25 protein-coding genes and 1 tRNA gene are annotated in these 24,152 nt (G+C 56.6%); 14 read left to right on the top strand and 12 right to left on the bottom strand.

What is annotated here, in order from left to right:
- Positions 1 to 12 precede the first annotated feature (12 nt).
- Both AC2TF6_RS25920 and AC2TF6_RS25915 read right to left on the bottom strand, forming a co-directional pair.
- The gene (locus tag AC2TF6_RS25920) at positions 13 to 1,884 is read right to left on the bottom strand and encodes an alpha/beta fold hydrolase (RefSeq protein WP_491309112.1); all 1,872 of its coding nucleotides are present in this window, start codon (positions 1,882 to 1,884) and stop codon (positions 13 to 15) included.
- 62 nt (positions 1,885 to 1,946) lie between these two features.
- A complete protein-coding gene (locus AC2TF6_RS25915) occupies positions 1,947 to 2,528 on the bottom strand; it encodes a TetR/AcrR family transcriptional regulator (RefSeq protein ID WP_491309111.1) in 582 nt (193 codons plus the stop codon).
- Between the two features lie 64 nt (positions 2,529 to 2,592).
- Here AC2TF6_RS25915 and AC2TF6_RS25910 point away from each other — a divergent pair, with 64 nt between their 5' ends.
- Positions 2,593 to 3,498: a polysaccharide deacetylase family protein gene (locus AC2TF6_RS25910; protein WP_491309110.1), complete on the top strand. Its 906-nt coding sequence runs from the start codon at positions 2,593 to 2,595 to the stop codon at positions 3,496 to 3,498.
- A gap of 72 nt (positions 3,499 to 3,570) precedes the next feature.
- Here the strand turns inward: AC2TF6_RS25910 and AC2TF6_RS25905 are convergent, their stop codons facing one another.
- Entirely contained in the window at positions 3,571 to 3,999 is a 429-nt protein-coding gene (locus tag AC2TF6_RS25905; RefSeq protein WP_491309109.1) for a DUF4183 domain-containing protein, read from the bottom strand.
- Positions 4,000 to 4,021: 22 nt separating this feature from the next.
- Positions 4,022 to 4,408 carry a DUF4183 domain-containing protein gene (locus AC2TF6_RS25900; RefSeq protein WP_491309108.1) on the bottom strand — a complete coding sequence of 129 codons (387 nt, stop codon included), beginning with the start codon at positions 4,406 to 4,408 and terminating at the stop codon, positions 4,022 to 4,024.
- 176 nt (positions 4,409 to 4,584) lie between these two features.
- On the opposite strand from AC2TF6_RS25900, the gene AC2TF6_RS25895 reads away from it, so the two are divergent.
- From AC2TF6_RS25895 to AC2TF6_RS25880, 4 genes are all read left to right on the top strand, one after another.
- A complete protein-coding gene (locus AC2TF6_RS25895; protein ID WP_491309107.1) occupies positions 4,585 to 5,061 on the top strand; it encodes a hypothetical protein in 477 nt (158 codons plus the stop codon).
- 15 nt (positions 5,062 to 5,076) lie between these two features.
- Complete coding sequence (locus AC2TF6_RS25890) at positions 5,077 to 5,571, top strand: DNA-3-methyladenine glycosylase (RefSeq protein WP_491309106.1); 495 nt, start codon at positions 5,077 to 5,079, stop codon at positions 5,569 to 5,571.
- A 389-nt stretch (positions 5,572 to 5,960) separates the two neighbouring features.
- Entirely contained in the window at positions 5,961 to 6,902 is a 942-nt protein-coding gene (gene lipP1, locus AC2TF6_RS25885; protein ID WP_491309105.1) for a LipP1 family hormone-sensitive lipase, read from the top strand.
- A gap of 124 nt (positions 6,903 to 7,026) precedes the next feature.
- Positions 7,027 to 8,220 carry a cytochrome P450 gene (locus AC2TF6_RS25880; protein WP_491309104.1) on the top strand — a complete coding sequence of 398 codons (1,194 nt, stop codon included), beginning with the start codon at positions 7,027 to 7,029 and terminating at the stop codon, positions 8,218 to 8,220.
- A 129-nt stretch (positions 8,221 to 8,349) separates the two neighbouring features.
- On the opposite strand, the gene AC2TF6_RS25875 is transcribed toward AC2TF6_RS25880, so the two are convergent.
- Together AC2TF6_RS25875 and AC2TF6_RS25870 are read right to left on the bottom strand one after the other, a co-directional pair.
- Positions 8,350 to 8,556: a cold-shock protein gene (locus tag AC2TF6_RS25875; protein WP_009674668.1), complete on the bottom strand. Its 207-nt coding sequence runs from the start codon at positions 8,554 to 8,556 to the stop codon at positions 8,350 to 8,352.
- Between the two features lie 128 nt (positions 8,557 to 8,684).
- A complete protein-coding gene (locus tag AC2TF6_RS25870; protein ID WP_016423801.1) occupies positions 8,685 to 8,885 on the bottom strand; it encodes a cold-shock protein in 201 nt (66 codons plus the stop codon).
- A gap of 883 nt (positions 8,886 to 9,768) precedes the next feature.
- Here AC2TF6_RS25870 and AC2TF6_RS25865 point away from each other — a divergent pair.
- The 3 genes from AC2TF6_RS25865 to AC2TF6_RS25855 all read left to right on the top strand — a co-directional run bounded on the left by AC2TF6_RS25865 (position 9,769) and on the right by AC2TF6_RS25855 (position 13,439).
- A complete protein-coding gene (locus AC2TF6_RS25865) occupies positions 9,769 to 10,764 on the top strand; it encodes a metallophosphoesterase family protein (RefSeq protein ID WP_491309103.1) in 996 nt (331 codons plus the stop codon).
- 142 nt (positions 10,765 to 10,906) lie between these two features.
- Entirely contained in the window at positions 10,907 to 11,233 is a 327-nt protein-coding gene (locus AC2TF6_RS25860) for a DMT family transporter (protein ID WP_217560384.1), read from the top strand.
- 202 nt (positions 11,234 to 11,435) lie between these two features.
- Complete coding sequence (locus AC2TF6_RS25855) at positions 11,436 to 13,439, top strand: methyl-accepting chemotaxis protein (RefSeq protein WP_491309102.1); 2,004 nt, start codon at positions 11,436 to 11,438, stop codon at positions 13,437 to 13,439.
- A 273-nt stretch (positions 13,440 to 13,712) separates the two neighbouring features.
- Here AC2TF6_RS25855 and AC2TF6_RS25850 read toward each other — a convergent pair whose 3' ends face one another.
- The 4 genes from AC2TF6_RS25850 to AC2TF6_RS25835 all read right to left on the bottom strand — a co-directional run bounded on the left by AC2TF6_RS25850 (position 13,713) and on the right by AC2TF6_RS25835 (position 18,341).
- Entirely contained in the window at positions 13,713 to 15,185 is a 1,473-nt protein-coding gene (locus tag AC2TF6_RS25850; RefSeq protein WP_491309101.1) for a basic amino acid/polyamine antiporter, read from the bottom strand.
- A 146-nt stretch (positions 15,186 to 15,331) separates the two neighbouring features.
- Entirely contained in the window at positions 15,332 to 16,231 is a 900-nt protein-coding gene (locus AC2TF6_RS25845) for an SDR family oxidoreductase (RefSeq protein ID WP_491309100.1), read from the bottom strand.
- 72 nt (positions 16,232 to 16,303) lie between these two features.
- Entirely contained in the window at positions 16,304 to 16,966 is a 663-nt protein-coding gene (locus AC2TF6_RS25840; protein ID WP_491309099.1) for an NUDIX hydrolase, read from the bottom strand.
- A 148-nt stretch (positions 16,967 to 17,114) separates the two neighbouring features.
- Positions 17,115 to 18,341, bottom strand: coding sequence for an SPL family radical SAM protein (locus tag AC2TF6_RS25835; RefSeq protein ID WP_491309098.1), 1,227 nt, complete (start codon positions 18,339 to 18,341; stop codon positions 17,115 to 17,117).
- Positions 18,342 to 18,590: 249 nt separating this feature from the next.
- Here AC2TF6_RS25835 and AC2TF6_RS25830 point away from each other — a divergent pair.
- Positions 18,591 to 18,662, top strand: a tRNA-Thr gene (locus AC2TF6_RS25830).
- A gap of 144 nt (positions 18,663 to 18,806) precedes the next feature.
- Positions 18,807 to 20,003, top strand: coding sequence for an MFS transporter (locus tag AC2TF6_RS25825; RefSeq protein ID WP_491309097.1), 1,197 nt, complete (start codon positions 18,807 to 18,809; stop codon positions 20,001 to 20,003).
- Positions 20,004 to 20,133: 130 nt separating this feature from the next.
- On the opposite strand, the gene AC2TF6_RS25820 is transcribed toward AC2TF6_RS25825, so the two are convergent.
- Together AC2TF6_RS25820 and AC2TF6_RS25815 are read right to left on the bottom strand one after the other, a co-directional pair.
- On the bottom strand, positions 20,134 to 20,601 hold the full coding sequence (locus tag AC2TF6_RS25820) for a DUF2691 family protein (protein ID WP_491309096.1): 468 nt from the start codon (positions 20,599 to 20,601) through the stop codon (positions 20,134 to 20,136).
- 210 nt (positions 20,602 to 20,811) lie between these two features.
- Positions 20,812 to 21,372, bottom strand: a complete 561-nt coding sequence (locus tag AC2TF6_RS25815) for a cysteine hydrolase family protein (protein WP_491309095.1) — start codon at positions 21,370 to 21,372, stop codon at positions 20,812 to 20,814.
- 153 nt (positions 21,373 to 21,525) lie between these two features.
- Here AC2TF6_RS25815 and AC2TF6_RS25810 point away from each other — a divergent pair, with 153 nt between their 5' ends.
- The 4 genes from AC2TF6_RS25810 (at position 21,526) to AC2TF6_RS25795 (ending at position 24,126) form a co-directional block, all read left to right on the top strand.
- Positions 21,526 to 21,969 (top strand): Lrp/AsnC family transcriptional regulator, encoded by a 444-nt coding sequence (locus AC2TF6_RS25810; RefSeq protein ID WP_009674688.1) that lies wholly within the window; start codon positions 21,526 to 21,528, stop codon positions 21,967 to 21,969.
- A 209-nt stretch (positions 21,970 to 22,178) separates the two neighbouring features.
- A complete protein-coding gene (gene pyrH, locus AC2TF6_RS25805) occupies positions 22,179 to 22,916 on the top strand; it encodes a UMP kinase (protein ID WP_491309094.1) in 738 nt (245 codons plus the stop codon).
- A 252-nt stretch (positions 22,917 to 23,168) separates the two neighbouring features.
- Positions 23,169 to 23,648: a glutathione peroxidase gene (locus AC2TF6_RS25800; protein WP_491309093.1), complete on the top strand. Its 480-nt coding sequence runs from the start codon at positions 23,169 to 23,171 to the stop codon at positions 23,646 to 23,648.
- 22 nt (positions 23,649 to 23,670) lie between these two features.
- The gene (locus tag AC2TF6_RS25795) at positions 23,671 to 24,126 is read left to right on the top strand and encodes a MarR family winged helix-turn-helix transcriptional regulator (protein ID WP_491309092.1); all 456 of its coding nucleotides are present in this window, start codon (positions 23,671 to 23,673) and stop codon (positions 24,124 to 24,126) included.
- The last annotated feature ends 26 nt before the right edge of the window (positions 24,127 to 24,152 follow it).

The following is a 24,152-nucleotide window of genomic DNA, read 5'->3' as shown; positions in this document are numbered from 1 at the left end:
TCTAAAAAGCGGTTACTGTTCCATTACCGTCCGCTCAGATCCGCAATTTCCCGCATGCTCCAGAATCAACTCGGCCGTCCGGTCCGGATGGGAAATCGGGAACTGGTGCCCGGCGAGGATTTCCGTTACGGGCAGATGCCGGAAAGCCTGCGGCAGGCGGTACTGCCGGTCGAGCTCTCCCCAGACGAGGCGGACTTTGCCCGTGTCCCACTTCCCGGGACTCAGGCCGAACGCTCCGGCGTTACCGAGGGCGGCGAATACGTCCGCGTTCGTTTTGCGGACCCGGGGCGAAGCCAAATCACGGAGCACATAGCGCACGTACTCCTGCGGGATTTCCTCTTCGTCCGCAAAGCTTCCGGATTCCAGCAGCTTCCGGACCAGCTTCCGCTCCGTCATCTGCTTCATATAGGCCCCTGCGATCCAGGCGGGGACGCCGGCATGAGCCGCATGAAGGGCCGGCTGCAGAAGCACCGCTCCGCGGACATAGCCGGGCAGCTGCTCCATCACCTTGGCGGCGATAAGCCCTCCGAAGGAGTGACCGGCCAGCACAACGGGCTGTCCAAGCTCCATCAATGCACCCGTGACCGCCTCTACATAACCGGCGATTACATCGCAGCCGTGGTGATAGGGCGAGCGCCCGAAGCCCGGCAAATCGGCGGCGTATACGGGGTGGCCGGTCAGCCGTGAAGCGGCCGGGAGCAGCGGGAACGCCCCGCTGAAGGTCCCGTGCAGGAGCACCACCGAGATGCCGGAGCCTTCCTGGCGGGACCATACGGCGAGCTTGCCCAGACGGCCCGGTTTAAAACCCGCATCCGGGAGTCCCGCTTCCCCGTGAGCGAGCCGGTAATCCAGATCGGCTATGGTGCCGGGCAGGATATCCCTGTTCAGCCCCGTATCCAGCTTGTACTTCCGCTCCACGGCTTGCTTGGAGGCAAGAGGGAAATCGCCGTCCGCGATAAAATTCATGGACTCCGCCGGAATGCCGGTTTTACGGCCCCATTTTGTCCTCAGAGCCTTGGTCAGCAGGGGAAGAGGCATCGCGCCGAAGGGTCCCCGGACACGCACTTCTTTGGCGATGCTTCCTGCCAAGTCTCGCATATCGGGGCTGCCGCTTTTTTCGTCCAGCAGAAAATAGGTGCCGTTCCCGGGCTTTTCTTCCCGGACTAACGCTGCGATGAATGCGGCGGAATGGTCGGCGTGCACCATGGGCAGCCAGTGCCCGGAACCGCCGGGAGAGAGGGGCATCAGACCGCGCCGGACCGAGTCGACGAGAATGCCGAGGCCTCCCGTCTGCTCGGTGACGCCGGTGGCGGAATCCCCGATCACGACGCCGGGATTTACGACGGAGAGCGGAATTCCTTCGCGGTACAGCTCTCTGCGGATATACAGGTCTGCGGCCAGCTTGCGGTTCTCGTAAGGAGGCTCGCCGGGATGCCCGATGTGCTCGGGGAGATCGGCGTTTTTTTCGTGGTAAGGGCTCTTGAAGCCCACCAGATGGATAAAATGCTTCAGTCCTCGGTTCTTATGGATCTGTTTCGCCAGGAACACCATCTCTTCGCTGGAGCGGAAAAACACGCGCTCGGCCTCCTCCGGCCCGAGCCCGATGTCCATGGGCCCGCCCATGTGCAGGAGAATATCCGCCTGCCCGGCCAGTTCCAGGCCCTCATCGTCCAGACCGAGGGAGGGCAGAGACAGGTCGCCTTTCACGGGACGGATAGAAGGGGAATGCTCCAGTCCCTCTTTTTGCAGGAAAGAATGGAACCGGGTGAGAGACCGGACAAGGACGGTCAGTTGGTGGGGGGCCCACGACCCCGGAAGGGATAGAGCCCGGAGAACGTGACGGCCGATAAAGCCGGTTCCGCCGGTAATAAAGATGTGTACCATTCATGAACACCTCTGCTTTCTGAAAATATACTACTAATCAGTACTAAAAATCCTCAAAAAAATTACTTTAGCAGCTGGGCTAAAGCGGGAAGCACTTGTTGCATATAAGTAGAATCAGGGCTGGCATGCTGGAGGAAAAGCGCGCCCTCTATACCGGAAACGATCAGTGCGGCCGCAGGACCCGGCTCCAGACTTGCTCTTAGCTCTCCGCTGCGGATGCCTTCCGCAAGAAGCGCTTCAAGGTACAGGGTCTGTTCCCGGAAAAAACGTCCGATCCGCTCCCTGACGAATCCGGCCTCACGGGAGGTTTGGACGTACAGCGTCAGAAACGGGCAGCCTCCGAGGAAATCGTCCTCTCCCCGCATCAGCAAATCGCCGATCGCCGCAATTCTCTGCGGGATAGTCAGTCCGCTCCGGGAACCGGCTTCGCGGATAAGCTCCTCGTAACGCCCGATGAGTCTTTCCGTAACGGCCCCGAGAAGCTCCTCCTTGCTTTTAAAATGATAGTAAATATTCGTTTTGGATACTTTGCTCTCGGCTACGATTTCGTCCATACTGGTAAGGAGAAACCCTTTTGTCAGAAAAAGGTGTTCGGCGGTATTCAGGGCTTTGTCCCGGTTGGAAGTTCGTTTGGTCGTTTTCATACTACTACTGTATAGTACTAAAAGTGGATTCGTCAATCTTTACTTTCGGAAAGAAGGGGAAAAGATGAGTCTTGCGGAAGCGCTGGGCTACCGCCCGGATGAAAAACTGCTTATCGTCAACACGGACGATTACGGCATGTGTCATGCCGCGAACGAAGGAATCGCGCAGCTTCTGACCGAAGGGGCGGTCTCGTCGGCGACCGTCATGATGCCGTGCGGCTGGGCGAAAGAAGCCGCGGATTGGGCGGCGGCCCATCCCCAGACGGATGTGGGCGTCCATCTGACGTTTACGAGCGAATGGGCGCCTTACAAATGGGGGCCGGTTACCCGGCATGGAAGCGTGGCGTCGCTCGTTACGCAGGAAGGTTACTTCCCGGCGGATTCCGCGTCATTCGAGCGGAGAGCCGACCCCGAAGAGGTGCGGACGGAAATCGTGAGCCAGATCGAGCTGGCGCTGCGGATGGGCGTTATGCCGACTCATCTGGACAATCACATGGGAAGCTTGTACGGCCTCGGCACCGGCCGGGATTTTCTCGGCATCGTGTTTGACATTTGCGCGGCCTACGGGCTGCCTTTCCGGATTCCCCGGTACGTGGATATGGGACTGGAGGTGCCGGCCGAAGCGGCCAAGATGGCCGGGCTGCGCGCGGCTCAGGCCGATGCCAAAGGCGTGGTGATTCTGGATTATTTGCTGGGCCTACCTTTTCATACGGAAAAAGGGGAGACCTACGAGAGCTTCCGGGGAAGCGTTATGCAGCTTCTGAGGGCACTGAAGCCCGGGGTCTCGGAGTTCATTCTTCATCCGGCTCTGCCCGCCGAGGAATTGAAGGCGATCAACCCTCATTGGCAAAAGCGCGAGTGGGAATTCCGCCTTTTCCGCGATCCCGAAATAAAGGGACTGCTTGCCGCCGAAGGAATCCGTCTCATCGGCTGGTCGGAGCTTCAAAGATTGCAGAGGGCGCCCCGTTAAAAAAAATTCCCCCTATCCGGGGGGCGACCGCACTGCTTGGCCGGATGTTTCCCGCTGGAGAGGGGGAACCGTTTACGTATTCACCGTCGTCGTTACGGTCAGGTTCGGCGTTGAAGCGGAAGCGGACGTCGTGCCGGTATAATCGTGAATTTCCACGATAACGGGCGTACCGGGAAGCAGCGCGGCCGTAGTGATGACAAGATTTGTCGCGGATAGTGTAGAGAGCTCTCCTTCCTGCAGCATTCCGTTCGCATACAGGTTATAGTAACCGCCCGCCGGTGGGACGGGGAGCGCGCCTGCGGCCACGGCAGTGCCGGAGTCGTCCCGGAAGCTTGTGTCCGGAATCGTCGTCGTGCCTGCGCCCGCGTCGATCATCGGAGCGGTTACGACCGCATCGAACCGTCTGACGCTGTCGTTCACGGCCGTTGTGGTCGTCGTGGTGACAGTTCCCGTAATGACGCTGCTCGCTGCAACGAACAGTTTGATTAAAGATGGGGGCATGCGTGATCACCTCTTTGCTTGTTTACCTTACCTTATGCGGTGAACGGCAGGGTGTCGCGGTCTTTCGCCCCCGGCATCCGCGGGAGTGCTTTCCCAAAATCGTGACGAATTGCAGCATGATCGGCACGCCTTTTTCCGGCAATTCAGGCGAGCGGAGTCTCAGTTTCCCTCGGCTTACCCGGTAGACGCTGGACGGCTGGAGGACCGCGTTTACGAACAGGTTCATGTAGGACACGGTGCGGGGATCCGGTATTCGTACCCGGCCGTAGGAGGGGTCCCGGTCGCGGTTTCTGTAAATGCGCCGGATTCCGTCGGAAAACGTGACAAAAACGGCCGTTTTTGCCTGAAGAACGCGCAGGGAGCCCGAATGTTTCGTTTTGCGGTTTCGTTTCTTCCGTTTTAGCCGCACCGCGCCTGCCTCCTTTCTCAGAGGAAAACTCTTCTTCCTGTTATATATGCAAAGGGGAGGCTGCCGTAAACCGGGCGTCTGCCGGGTCGCGAGCCGCAGTCGTGCAGCGGGCCTGACTTTTGCAGCGTTAAAAGAATGCCGGTCAAGTTCATAAAGCGTTAAAAGGAGGAAACTCGATGAAATCCGGATGGGTCGCGCTCCTGATTCTCCTTGTGCTGACGGCATGCCAAGACGGCAGGGAAGTCCAAGTCCCGAGGGAACACAGTTTGGCCAAAAGCTATCTGGAGGACAAAGGCTATCGCATTTTGTCTTACGAGGGCGAAGTCCAAAGCTATGAACTGACGAGGAATATACTCAGTCAATTGCCCGGGATGATGTACTGGGGCCTTCAAACCGTAGATCCTGAACAGTATTTGGGTAAAACGATCCGTGTCCAGAAGTTTGTCGTCAAAGGCCATCCGCTTTCCAAAGGAAAGGTTGACGTTTATGTGTACGAGACGGAAGGGCAGCCGTTCGGCGGGACATCGCTTCCTCAGGATCAATACGGTGCGGACGGCGGAGGCTGGTCGCTGGACGGTAAAACGCTGGAAGAAGTCCATTCCGTCTCTTATCCGGATTGGAGTGAGGCATGGCGGGAGAAATACGGTAATTAAGAGGGGGGCGGAAAATTGGACGCGTCATTTCTGGAACGCGATACCGTTACGGTAGCGAAAGAACTGCTCGGATGCGAGCTCGTCCGGCAGACAGAGGCGGGGCTTATTCGTGTGGCGATTACGGAAACGGAAGCCTACAAAGGCTCCGATGATCCGGCCAGCCATGCCTGCCGGGCCGTCACCCCGCGCAACCGGCTTATGTTCGGCGAGGTCGGCCGGCTGTACGTGTACCTCATCTACGGGATGCACCTGTGCATCAACGTCGTGGCCCACGAGCCCGGCGGAGTGGGCGCGGTGCTGCTGCGTGCGGCCAGGCCCTTCGAGGGGCTGGAGCTGATCCGCGGGAACCGCGGGATCACCCGGGACCTGAACGGCTGCGATTTGCTTGCGGAACCGCCGCAAGGACTGGCGCTGGAGCCCGGAGCCCCTCCTGCGGGCCCGATTCTCGTCACGCCGCGGATCGGCATCACCAAGGCGGTGGACTATCCGTGGCGTTTTGTCGCCGAGTGAAGCACCTGGTGAAGACTTGGATGCAGGAGCGGAGGAAGCACGGTTGCTCCACACGGATTCTTACGGCCAAGCCCCCGCTCTACCCGGCAAGCATATTTCCGCGTATACGCGCCGAAATATAAAAAGCCCGTCTCGAACAAGCTGAGGCGGGTTGTTTTTCGTATGCGCCAAAACATGTAAAGCCCCTTAGAAACTAGGAAAGCCGGCTAAATTTGACTTTCGGTTCCCCGCCATTTACCATTTAGATAAGTGAAATGTTTCGTGTTTAAATATTTCATAGTGAAACCAATTTTATACTTCGCATCCGATTGAACCCTAGTTCCTTTTTGTCCCCCTCTCTAGAGCTTCCGTTTCAAGGGGGAACGCTTAATTCGAAAGGAAGTCGTGTTATGCCGGTGGAACCGCGTATTGCCATGATGCTTAAACAGATGAATTCACACCCGCTGCCGTCTTTGGAAGACCTGAAGCCGGAGGATCTCCGCAAAGGTACGGGGAATGCGGCCTTCACCTTCGGGGTGGAGGAGGTCAAACAGGTGGAGGACCGGAAGCTTCCGCTCAAGGGGCGGGATATTCCCGTCCGGATTTATACGCCTGAAGGTCAGGGCCCGTGGCCGGCGTTTGTTTTTTTTCACGGGGGCGGCTTTGTAGTCGGAGATTTGGAATCGCATGACTCCATCTGCCGGAACTTGGCGAACTCGGTTCATGCCCGGGTGATTTCCGTGGATTACCGCCTAGCACCGGAAAACAAGTTCCCGGCGGCTGTGGACGACGCTTACGATGCCCTTCAATGGATCGCTTCCCATTCGGACGAGTTCGGCATCGATCCCGCACGAATCGCCGTCGGCGGCGACAGCGCCGGAGGAACGCTCGCGGCCGTAAGCTGCATCAAGTCGAAGGAAGCGGGCGGACCGGAGATCGTTTACCAACTGCTTTGTTATCCGGCCGCAGGCTTTCTCGAAGAGGACCCGGCATCGCTGCGCGAGAACAAGGAAGGGTACCTGCTGACCGCGGGGATGATGGAATGGTTTTCGAAGCAGTATTTGAACACGGAGGAAGAAATCCGCAATCCTTATGCTTATCCCATTCACTATAAAGATTTTAGCGGGCTTCCGCCCGCGATGATTGTGACTGCCCAGTACGACCCGCTGCGGGACAGCGGCAAGGCTTATGCGGACAAGCTCATCGGGGCGGGAGTCGAAGTGGTGTACAAGAATTACGAGACCCTGATTCACGGCTTCGCCAACTTTCATAAATTCGTTCCCGCAGCGCAGGAAGCGCTGGATGAAATGGCCTCGCAGCTGCGGCTTGCCTTGGGTACGGACAAACGGTAGCAAGATAGTCAAATAGGAAGACAACAAGTGCAAGCAGACCGGTAAAGTCCGGCTGGTTCGTTCTTATTCCCGTTCGGGAGAGCGAGTCCGCTCTCTTTAACCCTTATTTGGAGGCGGTATAATCATGAGTACGCTCTTTTCGCCCGATTTTTTGAGAAATCCTTATCCTCTGTACGCCCAGCTTCGTCAAAATCAGCCGGTCATGTTTATGGAACCGCTCGGAATCTGGTCCGTTTTCGATTATGAACACGTCAAGCAGGTGCTTTTCGACCATGCCCAATTTTCTTCCGAGCATCGCCCAAAGTTTGAGGAAGGGACGGAGCAGGAGAGCCGGGGAGGCGGATTCAGCCTCATTACGATGGACCCGCCCCGGCATACTCAATTGCGGACTCTGGTGAGCAAGGCGTTCACGCCCAAGGCGGTCGCGGCATTGGAATCGCGTATTGCCGCGATTACTCACGAGCTGCTCGATGAGGTGTCGGAAACGGGGCGCATCGATCTTATCCGCGATTTCTCATACCCGCTTCCCGTCATTGTCATCGCGGAAATGCTCGGCATCCCGAGCGAGGACCGCGAGCAGTTCAAGCACTGGTCGGATGAGGTTGTGGCGTCGGCTGACTCCGTCGTCGGAGCGACGAATAGCGAATCCCAGCAAGCGCATGAGGAAATGAACGCTTATTTCCGTAAAATCATCGCCCTCCGCCGCGAAGAGCCCCGGGACGATCTGATCAGCGCGCTGCTTGCCGCCGAGGAGTCCAACACGCATTTGTCCGAAGGCGATATTCTCTCCTTCTGCGCGCTTCTGCTGGTGGCCGGCAACGAAACGACGACGAACCTGATCGGCAACGCCGTGCTGTCGCTGCTGGAGAACCCGGACCAGCTGGCGAAGCTGCGCGCCCAGCCGGAGCTTCTGCCATCCGCGATCGAGGAGGCGCTGCGCTTCCGGTCGCCGCTGCAGGCGATGTCCCGCACCGCCGCGCGGGACGTGGAGATCGGCGGCCAGGTCATCCCGGCCGGCAGCCGTGTCGTGGCCTGGATGGGCTCGGCGAACCGCGACGCCGGCAAATTCGCCGATGCCGACAAGTTCGATATCGCGCGCGAATCGAACCCGCACATCGCCTTCGGCCACGGCATGCACTTCTGCCTCGGCGCTCCGCTGGCCCGCCTGGAAGCGCGTGTAGCGCTTCAGGCTATCCTGGAGCGCCTGCCGGATCTGGCCCGGGCGGATCAAGACCCGCTGACGCCCGCCCGCGGGTTTATCGTCCACGGCGTGAGCAGCCTGCCGCTCACGTTTACGCCGACGAAGCGGCTCCGCTAGCTGAGCCGGGCGGGCCGCATCAGCTAGCGGAGCCGGCCTGCAGATAGCCGAATGAACGCAACAACGCAAAAAAAGCCCAGACCGTGAGGGCTCGGCTTTTTTTGCTGATTTTAATGAAACGGGACGGTGTTAACCCAGGGCGTTATGGTTGTGGTTTGTAAGCACAGGAAGCATCTTGACTTGCTTAACCATTTCGGATTTGCAAATCGGACAGAGAGGGACTTGATTAAACGAGAAATTTTCCCGCATCCAGCATACACAGCTTTCTTGGCTGCACGCCCAAACGGTGATCTCTTCTTCTGGAACAGGTTCCATGTTCTTCTTGGAATAATGCATAGTGACCCTCCTTCAGATAGTCGGCCTTCTCTATAGTCTACGCAAGACCGTATAGGTTATAGAAGTTCATGAAAAAGAACTGCCTAATCCTAGGAAAGGCAGTTCCTTCTATAAGTTTGTGTAGTTGCTTACAGTTTTACAACGTTCTCGGCTTGTGGACCACGGTTGCCTTGAGCGATGTCGAATTGGACGCGTTGGCCTTCGTCAAGGGACTTGAAGCCATCGCCTTGGATCGCGGAGAAATGGACGAAAACGTCTTTGCCGCCTTCAACCTCAATGAAGCCGAAGCCTTTCTCTGCGTTAAACCACTTAACTGTTCCTGTTTCCATGCTTGTAAAACCTCCCGGAAATTTAAAGATTTACCCATATCCTTTTAGGAAAAAAGTTCACACATTACAAAGTGCACCCATTCCGTGATATCCTTTGTAATATGTGAACTAAGAACTAAAAATATACGTATAACTCATTTTACCATATATTTTCCTCTATAGCAACTTTAGGGGGACCCAAATGCTGGGTGACCAACCTGATATTTGGCGGTTTACGGCTTGTCGGCGCTGGTTTTCCTTCCCGAAACGGTGATCTGGATTTAGTATGCTGCGTATGTCGTTATAGAGACCCGCGGAAGCAGCGGCTCCCTGAATTTGGGTCTTGCTCTTAACCTGAATCTGGACGGTTCTTATAGTGATTATGACCGCCAATAATCGGTTTTTGGAAAGATTCTTTTCTGAAAGGCACCCCGCAAGGGTGTCTTTTTTTGTCCGGAATCTATATAATCATAAAAGGCACAATTTGGATTTCGGAAAGATCGCATCCCGCGGAATAGAAGGGTTTATCTTTCATTCCGAGCGGGTAATTGAAGTTATGATTTTCCAATTATAAGGGAGAAAAGGTCAGGCCTGACACAAGGTTAGCGGATCTGCCGCTGTTGTTTCGTAGGAGAGAGACCTTAAACAGAATGGACGAGTCGGACGGCTGGAGAGAATGATAGAGAGAAACGAACCAGGGCCAGAGTCAGAGAGAAAGATTGCCTCACGATATAGAAGACGGCGAGGACTGTTCCTGCAAGGCTGTTCAGACGCCGTCGGCACAAAACCGGATGGGGGCACGGTCTTTTTTGAACGTGCTTCTTTCTTTTCCGCCGTAAAACGTTTCAGCCCCTCCTGACTTGACCTTTTCTCCCCGTCCTGAGATGAAATGGAGGGAATGTGTATGAAGAATAAAGCAGGTTTGACGCTTCTGTTGTCGGCGAGTTTGCTCGTACTTTCCACCGTTCCCGCGGGTGCGATACAGGAGAGAGCGGACAAGCCGGTGCTGACTTTTCCGGTGATCAGCGATGTGCATGTCGACGCCGCCAAGCAAGATTCCCAGCGTAAATTTACGGAAGCTCTGGAGGATCTCAACCGGATCAATCCGGGTGCCGACGCTCTGGTGATCAACGGGGATTTGACCGGCGGTTCCGCCCGCGATTATACGCGGCTTAAAGAACTGATGAAGAGCACTCCGCATCCGCAAAAAACATTCGCAACCATCGGCAATCATGAATTTTATTCCGCCTGGCTGAACGCTAAAGGAAACTGGAGTCCGAACAGCTTCCCCAATAAAGAAACCGAAGCGGCGTCCATCGGCAGGTTTTTGTCCTTTACCGGGGAGAAGAAGGTTTACTATGAAGAGGAAATCAAGGGATACCCGTTTATATTTCTGGGCTCGGAGCAGTATCGGCAGACCAATCCCGGCAACATGGAGGACGCTTATCTTTCCGAGGAGCAGCTGAACTGGCTGGAGCAGTCGCTCGCCAGGCATGGACAAGAGTCGGGGAAGCCGATTTTCGTCTTCCTGCATCAGCCGCTTCCCGGAACGGTAGCCGGAACGTCGGTGGCTTCCAACAAGCGTCCGGTCGTCCAGCATGAGGAGCTGAGAAGCATTTTGTCGAAGTATCCGCAAGTGATCTTTTTCAGCGGTCACACGCATTGGGATCTTAGGCAGCCGAACACCCTCGTGAGGGACAAGTTTACGATGGTCAATTCCTCTTCCGTGGAACGTCCGTGGACTTCCGACGGTCAAGGGGGAGAAAAGCTTAAGGACGCCAAGGAAAGCGAAGGCTTGTACGTAGAAGTGTATGAAGACCGGGTATCGATTCAAGGCCGGGATTTTTACGCCAAGAAGTGGATTCCGGAAGCGCAATTTAAAATACCCGTCCGGAAATAAAGGAAAGAGAGGACCGGAATTTTTCCGGTTTGCACCGGCATCGGCCTATACGGCGGGTGCCGGTTTTCATTTTTCACGTGATTTTACGGTATAATGAAGGGGATTAGCGGCTAGATAAATTTAACAGGGGAGTTTGACTGGAATGGGATATGTGTACTTGGCCATTGCCATCATTGGGGAGATTTTTGCGACCAGCCTGCTGAAATCTTCAGAAGGTTTTACAAAATGGCTCCCGAGCGCGGGTGTCATTCTCGGCTACGGAACGGCGTTTTATTGCTTGTCCCTGGCGCTCAAAACATTGCCGCTGGGCCTCAGCTACGCGATATGGTCGGGAGTGGGGACCGCTTTTACCGCCATCCTCGGTTTTCTGGTCTGGAGAGAGAAACTGAGCGTGGCCGGTGTCATCGGCATTATTCTCATTATTGCCGGGGTGGCGCTGCTTAACTTGACCAACAAGGGGCACGCCTGAAACCGGGCGAATCGTAGTTGGATTACGAAACGGGAGGCCTGTACGGCTTTCCGTTTTTTTGTATGCCTGCGGGCCGTATGCGGCCGGAAAACTTTATCCAAATTTAATGTATGGAACTTATTGGAGAGGAGGCGTGTAGAATACTGTCGAAAATGGGGGATAGAGAGACATAGATTATTAAACCTGTCAAGGAGTGAAATTGATGAAACCCGGTTTAACCTTAAAATTCCGCGATTTGTCTTTGCGGATCAAGATTTCCCTGCTTTTGCTCGTGATTACCTCGGTTCCCTTAATAGCGGCGACCCTGATCCTGATGTCGAACTCCAATGGCTACATCTCCAAGCAAACGGAAGAAAACATGAAAATACGGGCGGAAATGGGGGCTGCCGATATCGATTTGTGGATGGGACAGAAAATAAACGCCGTGGAAGGGCTCGTAAAGGCCCATCCTGAATTTGCGACCGCGTCTTCGGAGAAAGAAGTGCTGCCTTATCTGAAATATTTGCAGGACAGCGATCCGGAAATGTTCTTTTTTGCCTACATCGACCGCAAAGACGTTTCCCACGATACGAAAGGCGGGGTAACGGACGTGTCCGCTTTCCAGAACATTAAAAACGCGAAATCGTCCAAAAAGCTGGCCGTCACGGATATTCTGAAAGATGTCGGCTCCAAAGAAGATATTATCATTATCGACCAGCCGATTCTGGACAAGACGGGAGAATATGCCGGGGTTATTCAAGCGATTGTGAGTCCGAAGCAGATCGTTTCGCTCGTATCGCGGATTCATTTCGGGGAAAAAGGCTATGCCTTCCTGCTGTCCGGCAACCGGAATATTCTTCTGCACCCGGACGCGGCGGATATCGGAAAACCCGCCAAGGATATCGCGCCGTTACTGGACAGCAAGCTGGAAGCTTCCGCTGACAAAACGGGCTATTTATACGCCGACGACGGGACGGTAGGAGAGGCGGCCGTGGCTTACTCCGAAGTGCAGAAGACCGGCTGGAAGCTGTTCGTAAGCGCTCCGAAAACCGAGGTTTACAGCACGGTGTCCAAGGCGAAAACATTGGCGGGCATCATCATCGCGGTTTCCGTCCTTCTCGTTATTCTGATTTCGATCCTCGCTTCCCGCACCATCTTGCGCCCGCTGATGAATATTTCGGGGATGATGCGCAAAGCCGCTGCCGGCGATCTGACCGGAAGGCTCGACGTGAAAGGGAAAGACGAAATGGGCCTGCTCAACGCGGACATCAACGGCATGATGGATTCCTTCAGTTCCATCCTGGACCGGATGAAAAACGCGATCGACCATATGGCGTCGTCCAGCGAAGAGCTGACGGCCATTTCCGCCGAGTCGGCGGGAGTCGCATCCCGCACGTCCCAGACGGCCAATTCCACCGCCGTGGGAGCCGAGACTCAGCATGACGCGGCGCAGCAGACCGCACAAGCGATGGAGGAGATGGCGATCGGTATCCAGAAGATCGCGGCTTCCTCCACGCAGGTGGCCGAAACGACGGACAGCGTACGCTCCGAGGTAAACCGGGGCAGCGAGACGGTTCAGCAGACGCTGAACCAGATGAAGGTGGTAGGCAGCAACGTGCGGGATTCGGCGGGGACGATTTATTCGCTTCAGGAGAAATCCGCGGAAATCCAGAAGATTGCGAGCACGATTTCCGACATTGCCCGCCAGACGAATTTGCTTGCCCTTAACGCGTCCATCGAAGCGGCCAGAGCCGGCGAACATGGCCGGGGTTTTGCGGTCGTGGCGGGTGAGGTCAAGAAGCTCGCGGAACAAACGAGTCATTCTACCGTAGAGATCCAGGAGATTCTGGATGAAATCGTCGCCGCAACGGGCAAAAGCACGCAGTCCATCGAAAGCAGTCTGGAAGAGGTGGCCCAGGGCGAGGACCTGATGAACACGATGGAGCAGTCGTTCCGTTCCATTCAGACGGCCATCCTGGATGTGTCCGCTCAGATCGAGGAAGTGTCCGCAGCCACCCAGGAAATCTCGGCAGGCACGGAAGAAGTGTCCGCTTCTTCGCAGGAAATGGTCGATATTTCGAAGCAGACGCTGAATCAGATGCGGCAGGTCGCCCAGAGCATGAACGGGCAGCTTCATTCGATGAACGACATTTCCTCGTCGGCCGAATCGTTAAGCTCCATGGCGGAAGAGATGCAGAAGCTGGCTTCCGCTTTTACAATCAAATAGACCCTTACAAAAAAAGCAGGCTGAAGCGGCCTGCCGAAATAACCGCGCGAGCTTCTACGGAGGCCGGGCGGTTATTTGCATGTATTGGACTGCCGTCATGCGACGCGAAACAGCGCGCACCGGGAGCTGTGCGATCTTTTATAGAACGGGGCTCCACCGTTTCTTCCTTCCATAAGCTGCCGCTTCAAAAAATAAGGCCCCGATTAAGGGGCCTGCGTTGTTTGTCCGGTTGTCGCGATGATTAGGCCAAGGTTCACAAGGTGCCGCAAGAGCTTATCCGGCATTTCCGGATATGAACTGGAGAGCCGAGTAGAGCCCCAGCACTACGATGGCCGCCGCGGCGAAAGCTTCGGCGGGCTCGTACATCGCCCGGATGCCTTTTTCCCTTCCGGAGAAGGAATAGAAGGCAAGACCCAGCGTGTACAGCATGCACACATAAAGCAGATTCGTGAGCCCTGCCGCATAGAGCAGAAACAGCGAGTAGAGCGTAGCTGCCGCCCCGTAAGCCAGCTCGCGCTTGCGCGGTCCGTTCCAGAGGAGGGATTCGCCGGTCGAATCCTGCGGAGCGTAGGCTTTTCCGCCTATCGCCGTTTTAACGAGGAAGAGCGAAGACAGCAGGTAAGGCATAAGCGCCGCCGTTGTCGCGACAAGGTAAAGCGCATGGTAGGTGGACGAGGCGGTGACGACCAGGATCAGAAAAAGCTGCACCGCCCCCGTCGTCATCCAGAGGGCGCCTTTGGGGGCGCCGTTCTTGTTTTCGCCGGACAGCCAGGCCGGCATGAGCTTCTGCTTCCCGGCTACGTAGAGCGTTTCCGCGGAAAGCAGAGACATGCCGAGCAGAAGCCCGAGCAGAGAGACGATGAGGCCGGCGTTGATCAGGACGGCGCCCCACTTGCCGACAGCCGCTTCCAGTACGTAGGCGGCCGACGGGGTAGGAAGGGAGGCGAGAGCCGCCCTGCTCATCGCCCCGTAAGAAAGCAGCGACACGAGCATATACAGGACAAGCGTACCGATGAGGCCGATGACCGTTGCTTTGCCGACGTCCGATTTGCGCTTGGCGCGGCCGGAAAGCACGACGGCGCCTTCTACGCCGAGGAACGCCCAGACGGTAATAAACATGGCCTGTTTGACCTGGCTTCCTATATCCGATAGCCCGATGGGAGACCCGGCCGTTTCGGTTGCGGTTTTCCACAGATCCGCAATAAAAGTCGGCGAATGAAAGACGGTCGCCAGCGCCGCTATAAAGACCAGGATCGGGATAAGCTTGGCCATCGTCGTTACGATATGGACGAGAGTCGCTTCCCGGATTCCCGAGAGCTGTAAACTATGGAGGAGCCATACGAGCAGCGAAGCGCATACGATGGCAAGCACATTATTGCCGCCGTCGAATACGGGAATGAAATAATCAAGGGCACCGAACAGCAGAACCGAGCTTGCCACGATCGTAATCATATTGGCGAGCCAGTAGCCCCAGGCGCTGATAAAACCGACGAAGCGGCCGAAGCCGGTTTCGGCGTAACGGACGATGCCGTTGTCCAGGCTTGGCAGCCGGTTGGCGAGACTCTGGAAGGTCAGGGCGAGCATGATGACTCCGAAGCCGGTCAGCGCCCAGCCGATCAGGGCGGCGCCGCTTCCCGCATCCTGCGCCATATCGGCAGGCATGCTGAAAATCCCTCCGCCGATCATGGAACCTACGACAAGGGAAATGAGAGGGAGCAAACCGAGTTTGCGCGGCTCGTTAGACATAAATGAGGACTCCTTCATTGCTTATGTGCATGAAATTTAGTGTAGGGAAGTATTATAGATCTTTTACTCTGATAAAGCAATGAAGGATGCCTGGATTATTCAGGAGCGGTCGCGTCGCCATATAGGGTGCGGGCGGCTTTACCGGCCTACGATGTGATCATGCCTCCGCCGTTGACGTGAATGGTCTGCCCGGTCACGTAGCTGGAGTCGTCGCTGGCCAGATACACGTAGGCGGGAGCCAGTTCGAAAGGCTGCCCGGCCCGCTTCATCGGCACTTCCGTCCCGAAAGTCCGGACTTCTTCGGCCGAGAAGCTGGAAGGAATGAGGGGCGTCCAGGTAGGACCCGGGGCGACCGCGTTCACCCGAATGCCTTCGTCCACGAGCGACAGGGCCAGGGAGCGCGTGAAGGAGACGACGGCGCCTTTGGTGGAAGAGTAGTCGATAAGGTCCTTCTGGCCTTTGTAAGCCGTAATGGAGGCGGTGTTGATGATGGAAGACCCGCAGCACAGATGGGGCAGAGCCGCCTGGGTCATGAAGAAGAACGGGAAAATATTGGTCCGGTACGTATCGTAAAGCTGCTCCTCGGAAATATCCAGGATGCTTTGCTGTGGGAATTGAACCGCATGATTGTTCACCAGGATATCCAATCTGCCGAACGCCGACAACGTTCTGGCGACGACCTCACAGCTTGCCGCTTTCGCGCGCAGATCCGCTTGTATCAGGAGACAGCGGCCGCCCAACTGCTCAATCCGGGCGCGCGTCTCTTCGGCATCGCTCCATTCATACAGAAACACGATAGCCACGGCTGCGCCTTCTTTGGCGAAAGAAATGGCCGTCGCACGGCCGATGCCGCTGTCTCCGCCCGTAATGAGGGCCACGCGGTCCAGCAGCTTGCCGCTGCCGGTGTAATAAGGATTCTCCGCGATCGGCCGGGGAATCATTTCGGATTCGATGCCGGGCTGGCGGGGCTGATGCTGCGCGGGAAACGGGATCGGCTGTTCCTCGCATTTCGTTTCTTTGCCTATATAAGGATAGATGGGATACATGCTGAACCTCCTGAATAATAAGGATAGGCGCTTATCATGCTCCATCGTATTCCTCTGTGCCCGTTCGAGTGCCTAGATCTTCCCGAGCAGCTCAAACACGCGCAGGTAGTAGTCGTCCGGATGGGGGACGAAGTCTTTCTTGGCGACGGTGCGGACCGATTCGGGGGTTAGAGCGGAGCGGGATGAGCTGCTGTCCGTGTGCCCGTCCTCATGCTGCGCGAGAACGCCGCGGACTTCCAGGGAGTCGGCCGTGCCTTCGAAAAGAGCGGCCAGTTCGTGGAGCTCGGCCTCGTACAGCCCGGAGACTTCTTCCTCCTGAAGCGTGTACGCATCCAGGGGCCAATCGCTTGCATAGCCGAATACATGGCTGATTTCGCGGTCGATAAACGTTCTGCCGCGCACGGTTCCCCGCTCATCGGTGCGCACGGTAAACAGAAGGGAAAGCCTGTCGAACGGAACGCAGAGGCCCAGCTCTTCCTGAAGCTCGCGGGACGCTCCCTGGATCGTTTCACCTGCGGTCAAATGGCCCGCCGCCGTAATATCGAACCGGTCCGGGAACGTATCCTTGGAAGACGAGCGGAGCTGAAACAGCACCATGCGGCGGTTTCCCTTGGGCCGGACGAGCCAGCAGTGAAAGGTCTGATGCCAGTATCCCGCCGTATGGACCTCCTCGCGTGAAGCGGTCCCGATCCGGTTGGCGTTTTCGTCGTAAATATCGAACATTTCGGGAGTCATGGAATTCCCTCTTTCTATTGTGTTGGTCCGGAATGCGGCTCCACCCGGTGTCTTATCTTGAAGCGTAAACGAAAAAAGAGCCCGGAGCAACCCGGGCTCTTCTTAATGAAGTGCCGACAAAGGAGACGCTCCTTGTGAGCGCAGCCGTTCAAAAGGAGAAGACGAGCTGCGCCGGAGGCGAGTCGGGCGCAAGCGGCAAGAGCGTCTCCGCCTCGGCCGCCGTGCCGGTCGCAGTCGCGCCTGCCTGGGCTGCGCCAGGTGTTCCGGCGCCGCGCCGCGCCGTGCCTGAGCCGCCGGCGAATTCCCTGCGGCCTGCGCTGTCTCCGGCAGGGCCGGTGAATCCGCCGTCCCCTGCAGTGCCTGCGCCCGCCGCAGCGCAGCCGCCGCAGGCACTGCCGGGACTGCCCGCGGGCGGCTCCCAGGCGATTTCAAGCGGCTTCCCGCTTGAACGGCCGGAGGCTGCGGCGCCGGCGGCAGCCGGCTCCCCCGGACGAGGCGTCTCTTCCTCCTCGTCCATGTCGCGCAGCCCGTGCCGCTCCAGCAGTTCGTCGACGTACCGGCGAACGGGATCGCGGTACTCGCGAGGCGCGTATGCGGAGGCCGCATACAGCCCGGCGTACTTGCCGACGAGCTGCGGGTAGTGCCGCCGGATCGTCTCGAAAAACCACACCTTGACGTCCGAGGCGCTCAGGCGCAGGTACGACGCCATCACAAACTGCGCACCATGCTCCGCCGCGGCCGCAACAAGCTCTTCGAGCTCATCCCGGCCGTCCGTAATGTAAGGGAGTATGGGAGCCATGAAAATGCCGGTCGGTATCCCGGCATCAGTCAATGCGCGCACCGTCTCCAGCCGCTTCGCCGGGGAAGGGGCGCCCGGCTCGAAGTTGCGCCAGGTCGTCCGGTTCAGCGTGTTCAGGCTGATGTTCACGGCGTAAACGGGCAGCTTCCGGAGCAGATCCAGATCCCGCAGAATCAGCGGAGATCGGGTCGTAATCGTCAGCGGCACGGGGTACTCCGTGAGCGCCTCGAGGCAGCCGCGCGTCAGCTTGGCGCGGCCTTCCGCCTGCTGGTACGGATCGGTCGCCGTTCCGATGGCGATGCGGCCGATCCCGGCCAGGCCTTTGCGGGAGCGCGCGGCTTTGCGGAGCTGCTCCCGCAGCGCCTCGGGCGCGTTCTCTTTCAACAGGATATTCGTCTGGAAGGTATCATCGCCGTTCAGCCCGAGGAAGGCGTGCATCGCCCGTGCGTAACAGAAGCTGCACCCGTGCTGGCAGCCGCGGTACGGATTGATGGAATATTCGAAAGGCATCGCCGGAGTTTTCACCGGATTCAGCACTTGTTTGGCCGTAATCTTTTCATAGCGGACAGGGTTCATAGCAGGTTACCTTCCCGTTTTAGAATAGCAATACAGAACATATGTTTGTATTTAGTATAGCATACCTGAACCGGTCTTCATACGGGGAGGAACATAGCTGTTTTTTCCTTGTTTTACCGGAGCGGGACAAGCTTTGTCGGATCTTGTTTTTGTCAGCCGAAAGAGGTCGGAAAGAGTCTTGACAATTTTTGCGGGCGGGTATATTCTTATACATGTCGGTTTTGCCCGGCACGATTCGCTTCGGAATATGCTGGTGTAGCTCAGGGGTAGAGCAACGCACTCGTAATGCGTAGGCCGGGGGTTCAATTCCCTTCACCAGCATCTTTATACAACCATTGGAATAACGCGGTTTCTCGCTTTCGAGGGGTCGCGTTTTTATATTGTCCGGATACTTGCCGGTTTCACGGGCCGCACGGCCTCAGTCAGCCAGATTTCCACGATCAGCCGGAAGGAGACATGATCACGATGCCAGAAGACAAGAACAACATGACCCTGCCCGGTTTCGCCCGGAAAATCATAGCGGCCACCGTCTTCATTAATATGGGCCGGTTTTCCGTATTTACGTTTCTGGCCGTCTACTTGACCCATACGCTGCAATTCCCCGCCTGGCAGTCCGGAACCGTCCTGACGGTCGCTCTGCTGATCAACCAGGCGGTCCCGCTCTTTTCCGGCATGATCGGGGACCGGATCGGCTACAGCACGATGCTGGTAGCCGGGACTTTTCTGGCTGCGCTGGGGTATCTGGGGATTTACGCGCTGGACAGCTTCGGCGGACTTGTGCTCGCCGCTTGTTTCATCGGCATTGGCCCGGCCATGTACGAACCGTCTATCAAATCGCTGTTCGGCAACCTGCCGCATGTTCTGAGAAGACGCGCGTTCACTTACTTCAATCAGGCGCTGAACGCGGGTGCGGTTCTGGGAGCCGTAACGGGAGGGATTCTTGTCAGTTTTCATACGTCGTACCCGATGCTTTTCGGAAGCGTTTTGTTTCTCCTGGTTTCGGTGCTGCTTCTGACCCAAGCCAAAAGCTTTCCGAAAGGCCGGCATTCGGCCAAAATGCTCGACAGCTACAAAAAGGTGCTGCGAAACCGACCGTTTCTCGCGTTTTCCGGTGCGATGGTGATGTTCTGGATCATGTTCACACAGTTATCCGTCTCGCTGCCGCTCGAAGTTTACCGGCTGAGCGAAAACGGGCGCCTGGTCAGCAGCGTCGTGTTTTTCAACGGATTGTATGCGGTTCTGTTTATGTTTCTGCTGCGGGGCGTTTTTCAGAGAAATTCCGCTGCCGTGATCGTCAAATACGGGATGCTTATTATCGGGCTCGGCCTTCTCGCGGTTCCGTGGGTTCCCTCGGTACTCTGGGTCCTGCTTTGCGTGCTGCTGTTTACCTCGGGCGAAACGCTTGTGCTGCCGGGGGTGGACATCGCAATTGCGGAGTACAGCATGAACGAGGATACGGGCGCCTTCTACGGAGCTTTCGGGCTCTCTTACGCGGTCGGCGGGACGATTGGCAACTACCTGGGTACGTGGCTCATCGGGGAGTATGGCGGCACGGTTTGGCCGTGGGTAATATACGGGCTCATCGGGATGTGCGGATTTATCAGCCTCCAGGCGCTTCAAGCAATGGGAGGCAAAACGGTCAAGACCGTCCATACGGCATAGTTCATGTGCTCTTCATATAAAAGAAAAAGAGGTTCCGGGTTATCCGGAACCTCTTTCTTTGTGCAGGGGGCGGCCGTCGGCGAAGAAATATCCGGCACACCTCCGCTTCGACGAATAGCAGCCCTGCCAATTAAAACACCGCCAATCTGGTCCGGAAATCGTTATCGTCCGTTATAGAGACGACATTTTCATAGCCCCGCTCCACGGCGTTTGCCTCGAGCCTTGCCAGAAGCTCCTGATCCTTACAGTAGAGAGCGGTATAAACCGAATCCACGATAATCAGGGCAAGCTCGCAGGAACAAGCTTTAAACTGCTCGTAATTCGTAACCTCCTGCACCGTCGATCCTGCGGGGAAAGCTTTGATGTCCACGAAAATGAGGTAATGCCTACCGGTGCCGATCCGTTCCTTGAAACGGCCGCCGTCCGTCATTTCGTCGGGGTTTTGGAAGAGGGGAGGCCCCAGTCCGTCTTCTTCCAGGACATAGGACTCTACGCCATCAACCAGCCAATTGTACGCGGTAAGCTCAACGGGAGACAGCAAGTCGGCAAGCGGAGTCCCGTAAGGATCGGGCAGCAGAAAGCTGATCCCTCTTTTCATACGTTCACCTTCTTTGGAATAAAGAGATGCAGTCGGCTGTAAGAAGCCGGTACTTACTTGGGAATCGCGTGCTTATATCTCGCCGTGTAAATGGTTGAAGATGCAAGTCATCAGCCCCGCAAAACGTTTGCTGCTTTAATCATACACGCCGCTGACTTTTTGTCACCTAAAAGAAGAACAGGCTTCGCCGTCCGTCCGCCGCAGTCCCGCTCACTTCACCGCTTCCAGCAAGGTGTGTGTGTCCGCGATCTCGGCGAACTCGCCGTGCAGGTTCGCCAGCGTCATCGCGTGGATGTCCTCGGCCGCATGAAGGCGTCCGTCCGGGCCCGTACGATCGAAAGTCGCCGCAGCGTCGGCTGCGAGAATCGTACGGAACCCGAGGTTCCCGGACATGCGGGCGGTCGTTTCCACGCAGTGGTTGGTCGTGAGGCCGGTGACGACCACCTCGGTGCAGCCGAGCACGCGGAGACGCGCCTCCAGGTCCGTTCCGATGAAGGCGCTGTTCACCGACTTGCGGATAACGGCCTCGTCAGGCATAGGCAGCGCCTCGGGCTTAGGCTCTACCGCAGTGCTGCCGGCTCGGAACAAGGACTGCGGCGTCACTCCGATATGCTGCACATGGATAACCGGCCGTCCGGTCTCTCTCCAGGCTTCCAGCAGAAGGGCGATGTTGTTCTCCGCTTCGGGGTTGTTTCGCCTGCCCCAGCGCGGATCGTCAAACGCCTTCTGGACATCAATAACTAGCAGAACCGCTTTATCGTTTAGTTGCATCGGTTGACAGCTCCTTTCGCAGTTGCTATTTATTTTACTTGTCGGTGCGCTCGGATTACAGGTTATACTGAAAGGAAAAGTGTTCGTTCGCCTTGACTTTGAAAGCTTTTGAACGGCCGCATTTTAAAAAAGAAAGATCTGGGGGAGAAAGAGTTGGATCAGACAGACCGCAGCATACTCGCGCTGCTTCAGGAGAACGGGAGAATGAGCATGACGGAGCTCGGCAAGCAGGTGGGTCTTACTTCGCCGGCTGCCGCCGAACGGGTTCGGCGCTTGGAGGATAAGGGAGTTTTGACGGGGTATCGCGCCGTCGTGTCCCCGGAAGCCGTAGGTAAAGCGGTCATCGCTTATATCCTGATGGAAACGGAGCACTGCCGCCGGTATGTGGAATTTGTCCGTCAGGTTCCGGAGGTTGCCGAATGCCACCGCATCGCAGGACCGTACAGTTATTTGACCAAGCTGGTGACAAGCTCCGTCCGCGAGCTGGAGACTTTTATCGACGCGTCTATGGAGTTCGGCAAGCCGTCCACGCTCGTGGTCTTATCCTCGCCGCTCGCTCAGGCTCCGATTCTGCCTGTGAAGGAGTCGGTTTTGTAAATCGTTCATGAAGAAATCCGGCGGGCCGTGTTCATGTTTGCAATCTTTGCTCATACGTTTATAATAGTTTGTTGAGACATTGGGAAAGGTGTGGGGATATGAAGCGGTGGAACCGGAATGTTCAGAAGCAAGCATCGTTTCCTATTTCCTATTTGGAACACTGAGGCCGTTCAGGCTTTGGTGTTTTTTATTTTTCCGGAGGTGAAGGGATGAAGTACAGACGCGTATTGATCAAGCTGAGCGGAGGAGCGGTAGCCGGCAGCGGCGATTTCGGATTCGACCCGGAGAGGCTGGAGCATATCGCCCGGGAAATTTTGTCGGTGCTGGAGCTCGGCGTGGAAGTATCGCTGGTGATCGGCGGAGGGAATATTTTCCGCGGCAATATGGGAGAGAACTGGGGCATCGAGCGGGCGGAGGCCGATAACATCGGCACGCTGGCTACGGTCATTAACAGCCTTATGCTGCGCGGCGTACTGAAAGCGAGAACGAATGCCGAAGTGCGCGTGATGACCGCGATTCCCGTTACGTCGGTGGCGGAGCCTTATATACGTTTGAGAGCGATTCATCATCTGGAAAAAGGTTACATCGTCATCTTCGCGGGCGGCAACGGCCAGCCCTTCGTTACGACGGACTATCCCTCGGTCCAGAGGGCCATCGAAGTTAACTGCGATGCCATTCTGGTGGCGAAGCAGGGGGCGGACGGCGTTTACGACAAGGACCCGAACGTATACGGGGATGCCCGCATGTACGAATCGCTGCATTACAACGATGTGCTTCAGAATGATCTGCGGGTAATGGACCAGTCCGCTTTTATCCTCGCAAGGGATTATGGGATGCCCATTCACGTGTTTAACTTCGATAACCCGGGTTCCATGAAAAAGATCGTGACCGGCATTCACTCGGGCACCACGATCCATGAAGCCGCGAAGCTGACTTTCAGCGTATAGCAGACGCGTCGCCGGAACATGGCAGCGGGGGCACGCCGGACTTGTATGAACGGCACAGGTCGGGGTCCCGGTCTCCTGTCCCTGAATGAAACAGCACCCCGCGAGGAAAGGAAAGCCGGCACCCGCTCTAGGTACATCCATTCCCAAGGGGATTTGACTTTTTCTACCCGCAGACGTATATTAATTTTAGATGTTTTAATTTTGCACAATCTAATAGATGGAGCAGTCGAATGAACCCGGGAGGTTATGAAGATGGGTGTGTATGAGTTTGCGGCTCAACGGATTAACGGAGAAGAACAATCGCTTGAAGACTATAAGGGCAAAGTGCTGCTCATCGTCAACACGGCGAGCAAGTGCGGCTTTACCCCGCAGTATCAAGGACTGCAGGAGCTGTATGACGCCTACAAGGACCAAGGTCTTGTCGTACTCGGTTTTCCCAGCAACCAGTTTATGGAGCAGGAACCGGGGACCGATGAGGAGATCGAGCAGTTCTGCCAGGTCAATTACGGCGTTACGTTTCCGATGTATTCTAAAATCGATGTCAAAGGAAGCGGCGCGCATCCGCTGTTCCAATATTTAACCCGCCATACGGCAGGAATTTTGTCCAAAGAGGTCAAATGGAATTTCTCCAAGTTTCTCGTTAACCGTTCGGGCGACGTGGTCAGCCGGTATGCGCCGACGACCGCACCGTCCAAAATTTCCGGAGATATCGAGAAGCTGCTGGCGGAATAAGCAGAATAAGGATTGAGGCCCTATGAATTCACCATCTAAGCCTAGGCTTGAGAATCAGCTTTGCTTTGCGCTGTATGCCTGTTCGCGTGAAATTACGCGGATGTACCATCCCATGCTCGAAGAGCTGGGCTTGACGTACCCTCAGTATCTGGTGATGCTCGTGCTGTGGGAAAAAGACGAATCGACCGTAAAAGAGCTCGGCGAACGGCTCTTCCTCGATTCGGGCACCCTGACTCCGATGCTCAAAAGAATGGAAGCTTCCGGCCTCCTGAAACGTACCCGCTCCAGCCGCGACGAGCGGAGTGTCGTCATCACGCTGACGGACAAAGGACGCGCGCTGGAGCAGCCCAGCACGTGCATACCGGCACAGCTTATGACCCGCGCGGGCGGAACGGAAGAACAGGTCGACGAGCTGCTGGAGCAGGTGAAGCAGCTGCTGGCGGCGGTGAACCACGCTAACCGCAACAGCGGGGAGTAGGCGGATGACGCTGAACGCCGGCAGGA

The organism is Paenibacillus sp. JNUCC 35, assembly GCF_058269095.1.
The sequence above is the reverse complement of the archived record's forward strand: the minus strand, read 5'-3'. Positions and strand labels throughout refer to the sequence as shown.

Bases quoted from the DNA above. Each gene is read 5' to 3' on its own strand.
- AC2TF6_RS25920 (WP_491309112.1), bottom strand. From the start codon at position 1,884: ATGGTACACATCTTTATTACCGGCGGAACCGGCTTTATCGGCCGTCAC.
- AC2TF6_RS25910 (WP_491309110.1), top strand. From the start codon at position 2,593: ATGAGTCTTGCGGAAGCGCTGGGCTACCGCCCGGATGAAAAACTGCTT.
- pyrH (WP_491309094.1), top strand. From the start codon at position 22,179: ATGAAGTACAGACGCGTATTGATCAAGCTGAGCGGAGGAGCGGTAGCC.
- AC2TF6_RS25835 (WP_491309098.1), bottom strand. From the start codon at position 18,341: ATGAACCCTGTCCGCTATGAAAAGATTACGGCCAAACAAGTGCTGAAT.
- AC2TF6_RS25850 (WP_491309101.1), bottom strand. From the start codon at position 15,185: ATGTCTAACGAGCCGCGCAAACTCGGTTTGCTCCCTCTCATTTCCCTT.
- AC2TF6_RS25905 (WP_491309109.1), bottom strand. From the start codon at position 3,999: ATGCCCCCATCTTTAATCAAACTGTTCGTTGCAGCGAGCAGCGTCATT.
- AC2TF6_RS25855 (WP_491309102.1), top strand. From the start codon at position 11,436: ATGAAACCCGGTTTAACCTTAAAATTCCGCGATTTGTCTTTGCGGATC.
- AC2TF6_RS25880 (WP_491309104.1), top strand. From the start codon at position 7,027: ATGAGTACGCTCTTTTCGCCCGATTTTTTGAGAAATCCTTATCCTCTG.
- AC2TF6_RS25795 (WP_491309092.1), top strand. From the start codon at position 23,671: ATGAATTCACCATCTAAGCCTAGGCTTGAGAATCAGCTTTGCTTTGCG.
- AC2TF6_RS25840 (WP_491309099.1), bottom strand. From the start codon at position 16,966: ATGACTCCCGAAATGTTCGATATTTACGACGAAAACGCCAACCGGATC.
- AC2TF6_RS25800 (WP_491309093.1), top strand. From the start codon at position 23,169: ATGGGTGTGTATGAGTTTGCGGCTCAACGGATTAACGGAGAAGAACAA.
- AC2TF6_RS25860 (WP_217560384.1), top strand. From the start codon at position 10,907: ATGGGATATGTGTACTTGGCCATTGCCATCATTGGGGAGATTTTTGCG.
- AC2TF6_RS25915 (WP_491309111.1), bottom strand. From the start codon at position 2,528: ATGAAAACGACCAAACGAACTTCCAACCGGGACAAAGCCCTGAATACC.
- AC2TF6_RS25820 (WP_491309096.1), bottom strand. From the start codon at position 20,601: ATGAAAAGAGGGATCAGCTTTCTGCTGCCCGATCCTTACGGGACTCCG.
- AC2TF6_RS25845 (WP_491309100.1), bottom strand. From the start codon at position 16,231: ATGTATCCCATCTATCCTTATATAGGCAAAGAAACGAAATGCGAGGAA.
- AC2TF6_RS25825 (WP_491309097.1), top strand. From the start codon at position 18,807: ATGCCAGAAGACAAGAACAACATGACCCTGCCCGGTTTCGCCCGGAAA.
- AC2TF6_RS25870 (WP_016423801.1), bottom strand. From the start codon at position 8,885: ATGGAAACAGGAACAGTTAAGTGGTTTAACGCAGAGAAAGGCTTCGGC.
- AC2TF6_RS25895 (WP_491309107.1), top strand. From the start codon at position 4,585: ATGAAATCCGGATGGGTCGCGCTCCTGATTCTCCTTGTGCTGACGGCA.
- AC2TF6_RS25875 (WP_009674668.1), bottom strand. From the start codon at position 8,556: ATGCATTATTCCAAGAAGAACATGGAACCTGTTCCAGAAGAAGAGATC.
- AC2TF6_RS25865 (WP_491309103.1), top strand. From the start codon at position 9,769: ATGAAGAATAAAGCAGGTTTGACGCTTCTGTTGTCGGCGAGTTTGCTC.
- AC2TF6_RS25815 (WP_491309095.1), bottom strand. From the start codon at position 21,372: ATGCAACTAAACGATAAAGCGGTTCTGCTAGTTATTGATGTCCAGAAG.
- lipP1 (WP_491309105.1), top strand. From the start codon at position 5,961: ATGCCGGTGGAACCGCGTATTGCCATGATGCTTAAACAGATGAATTCA.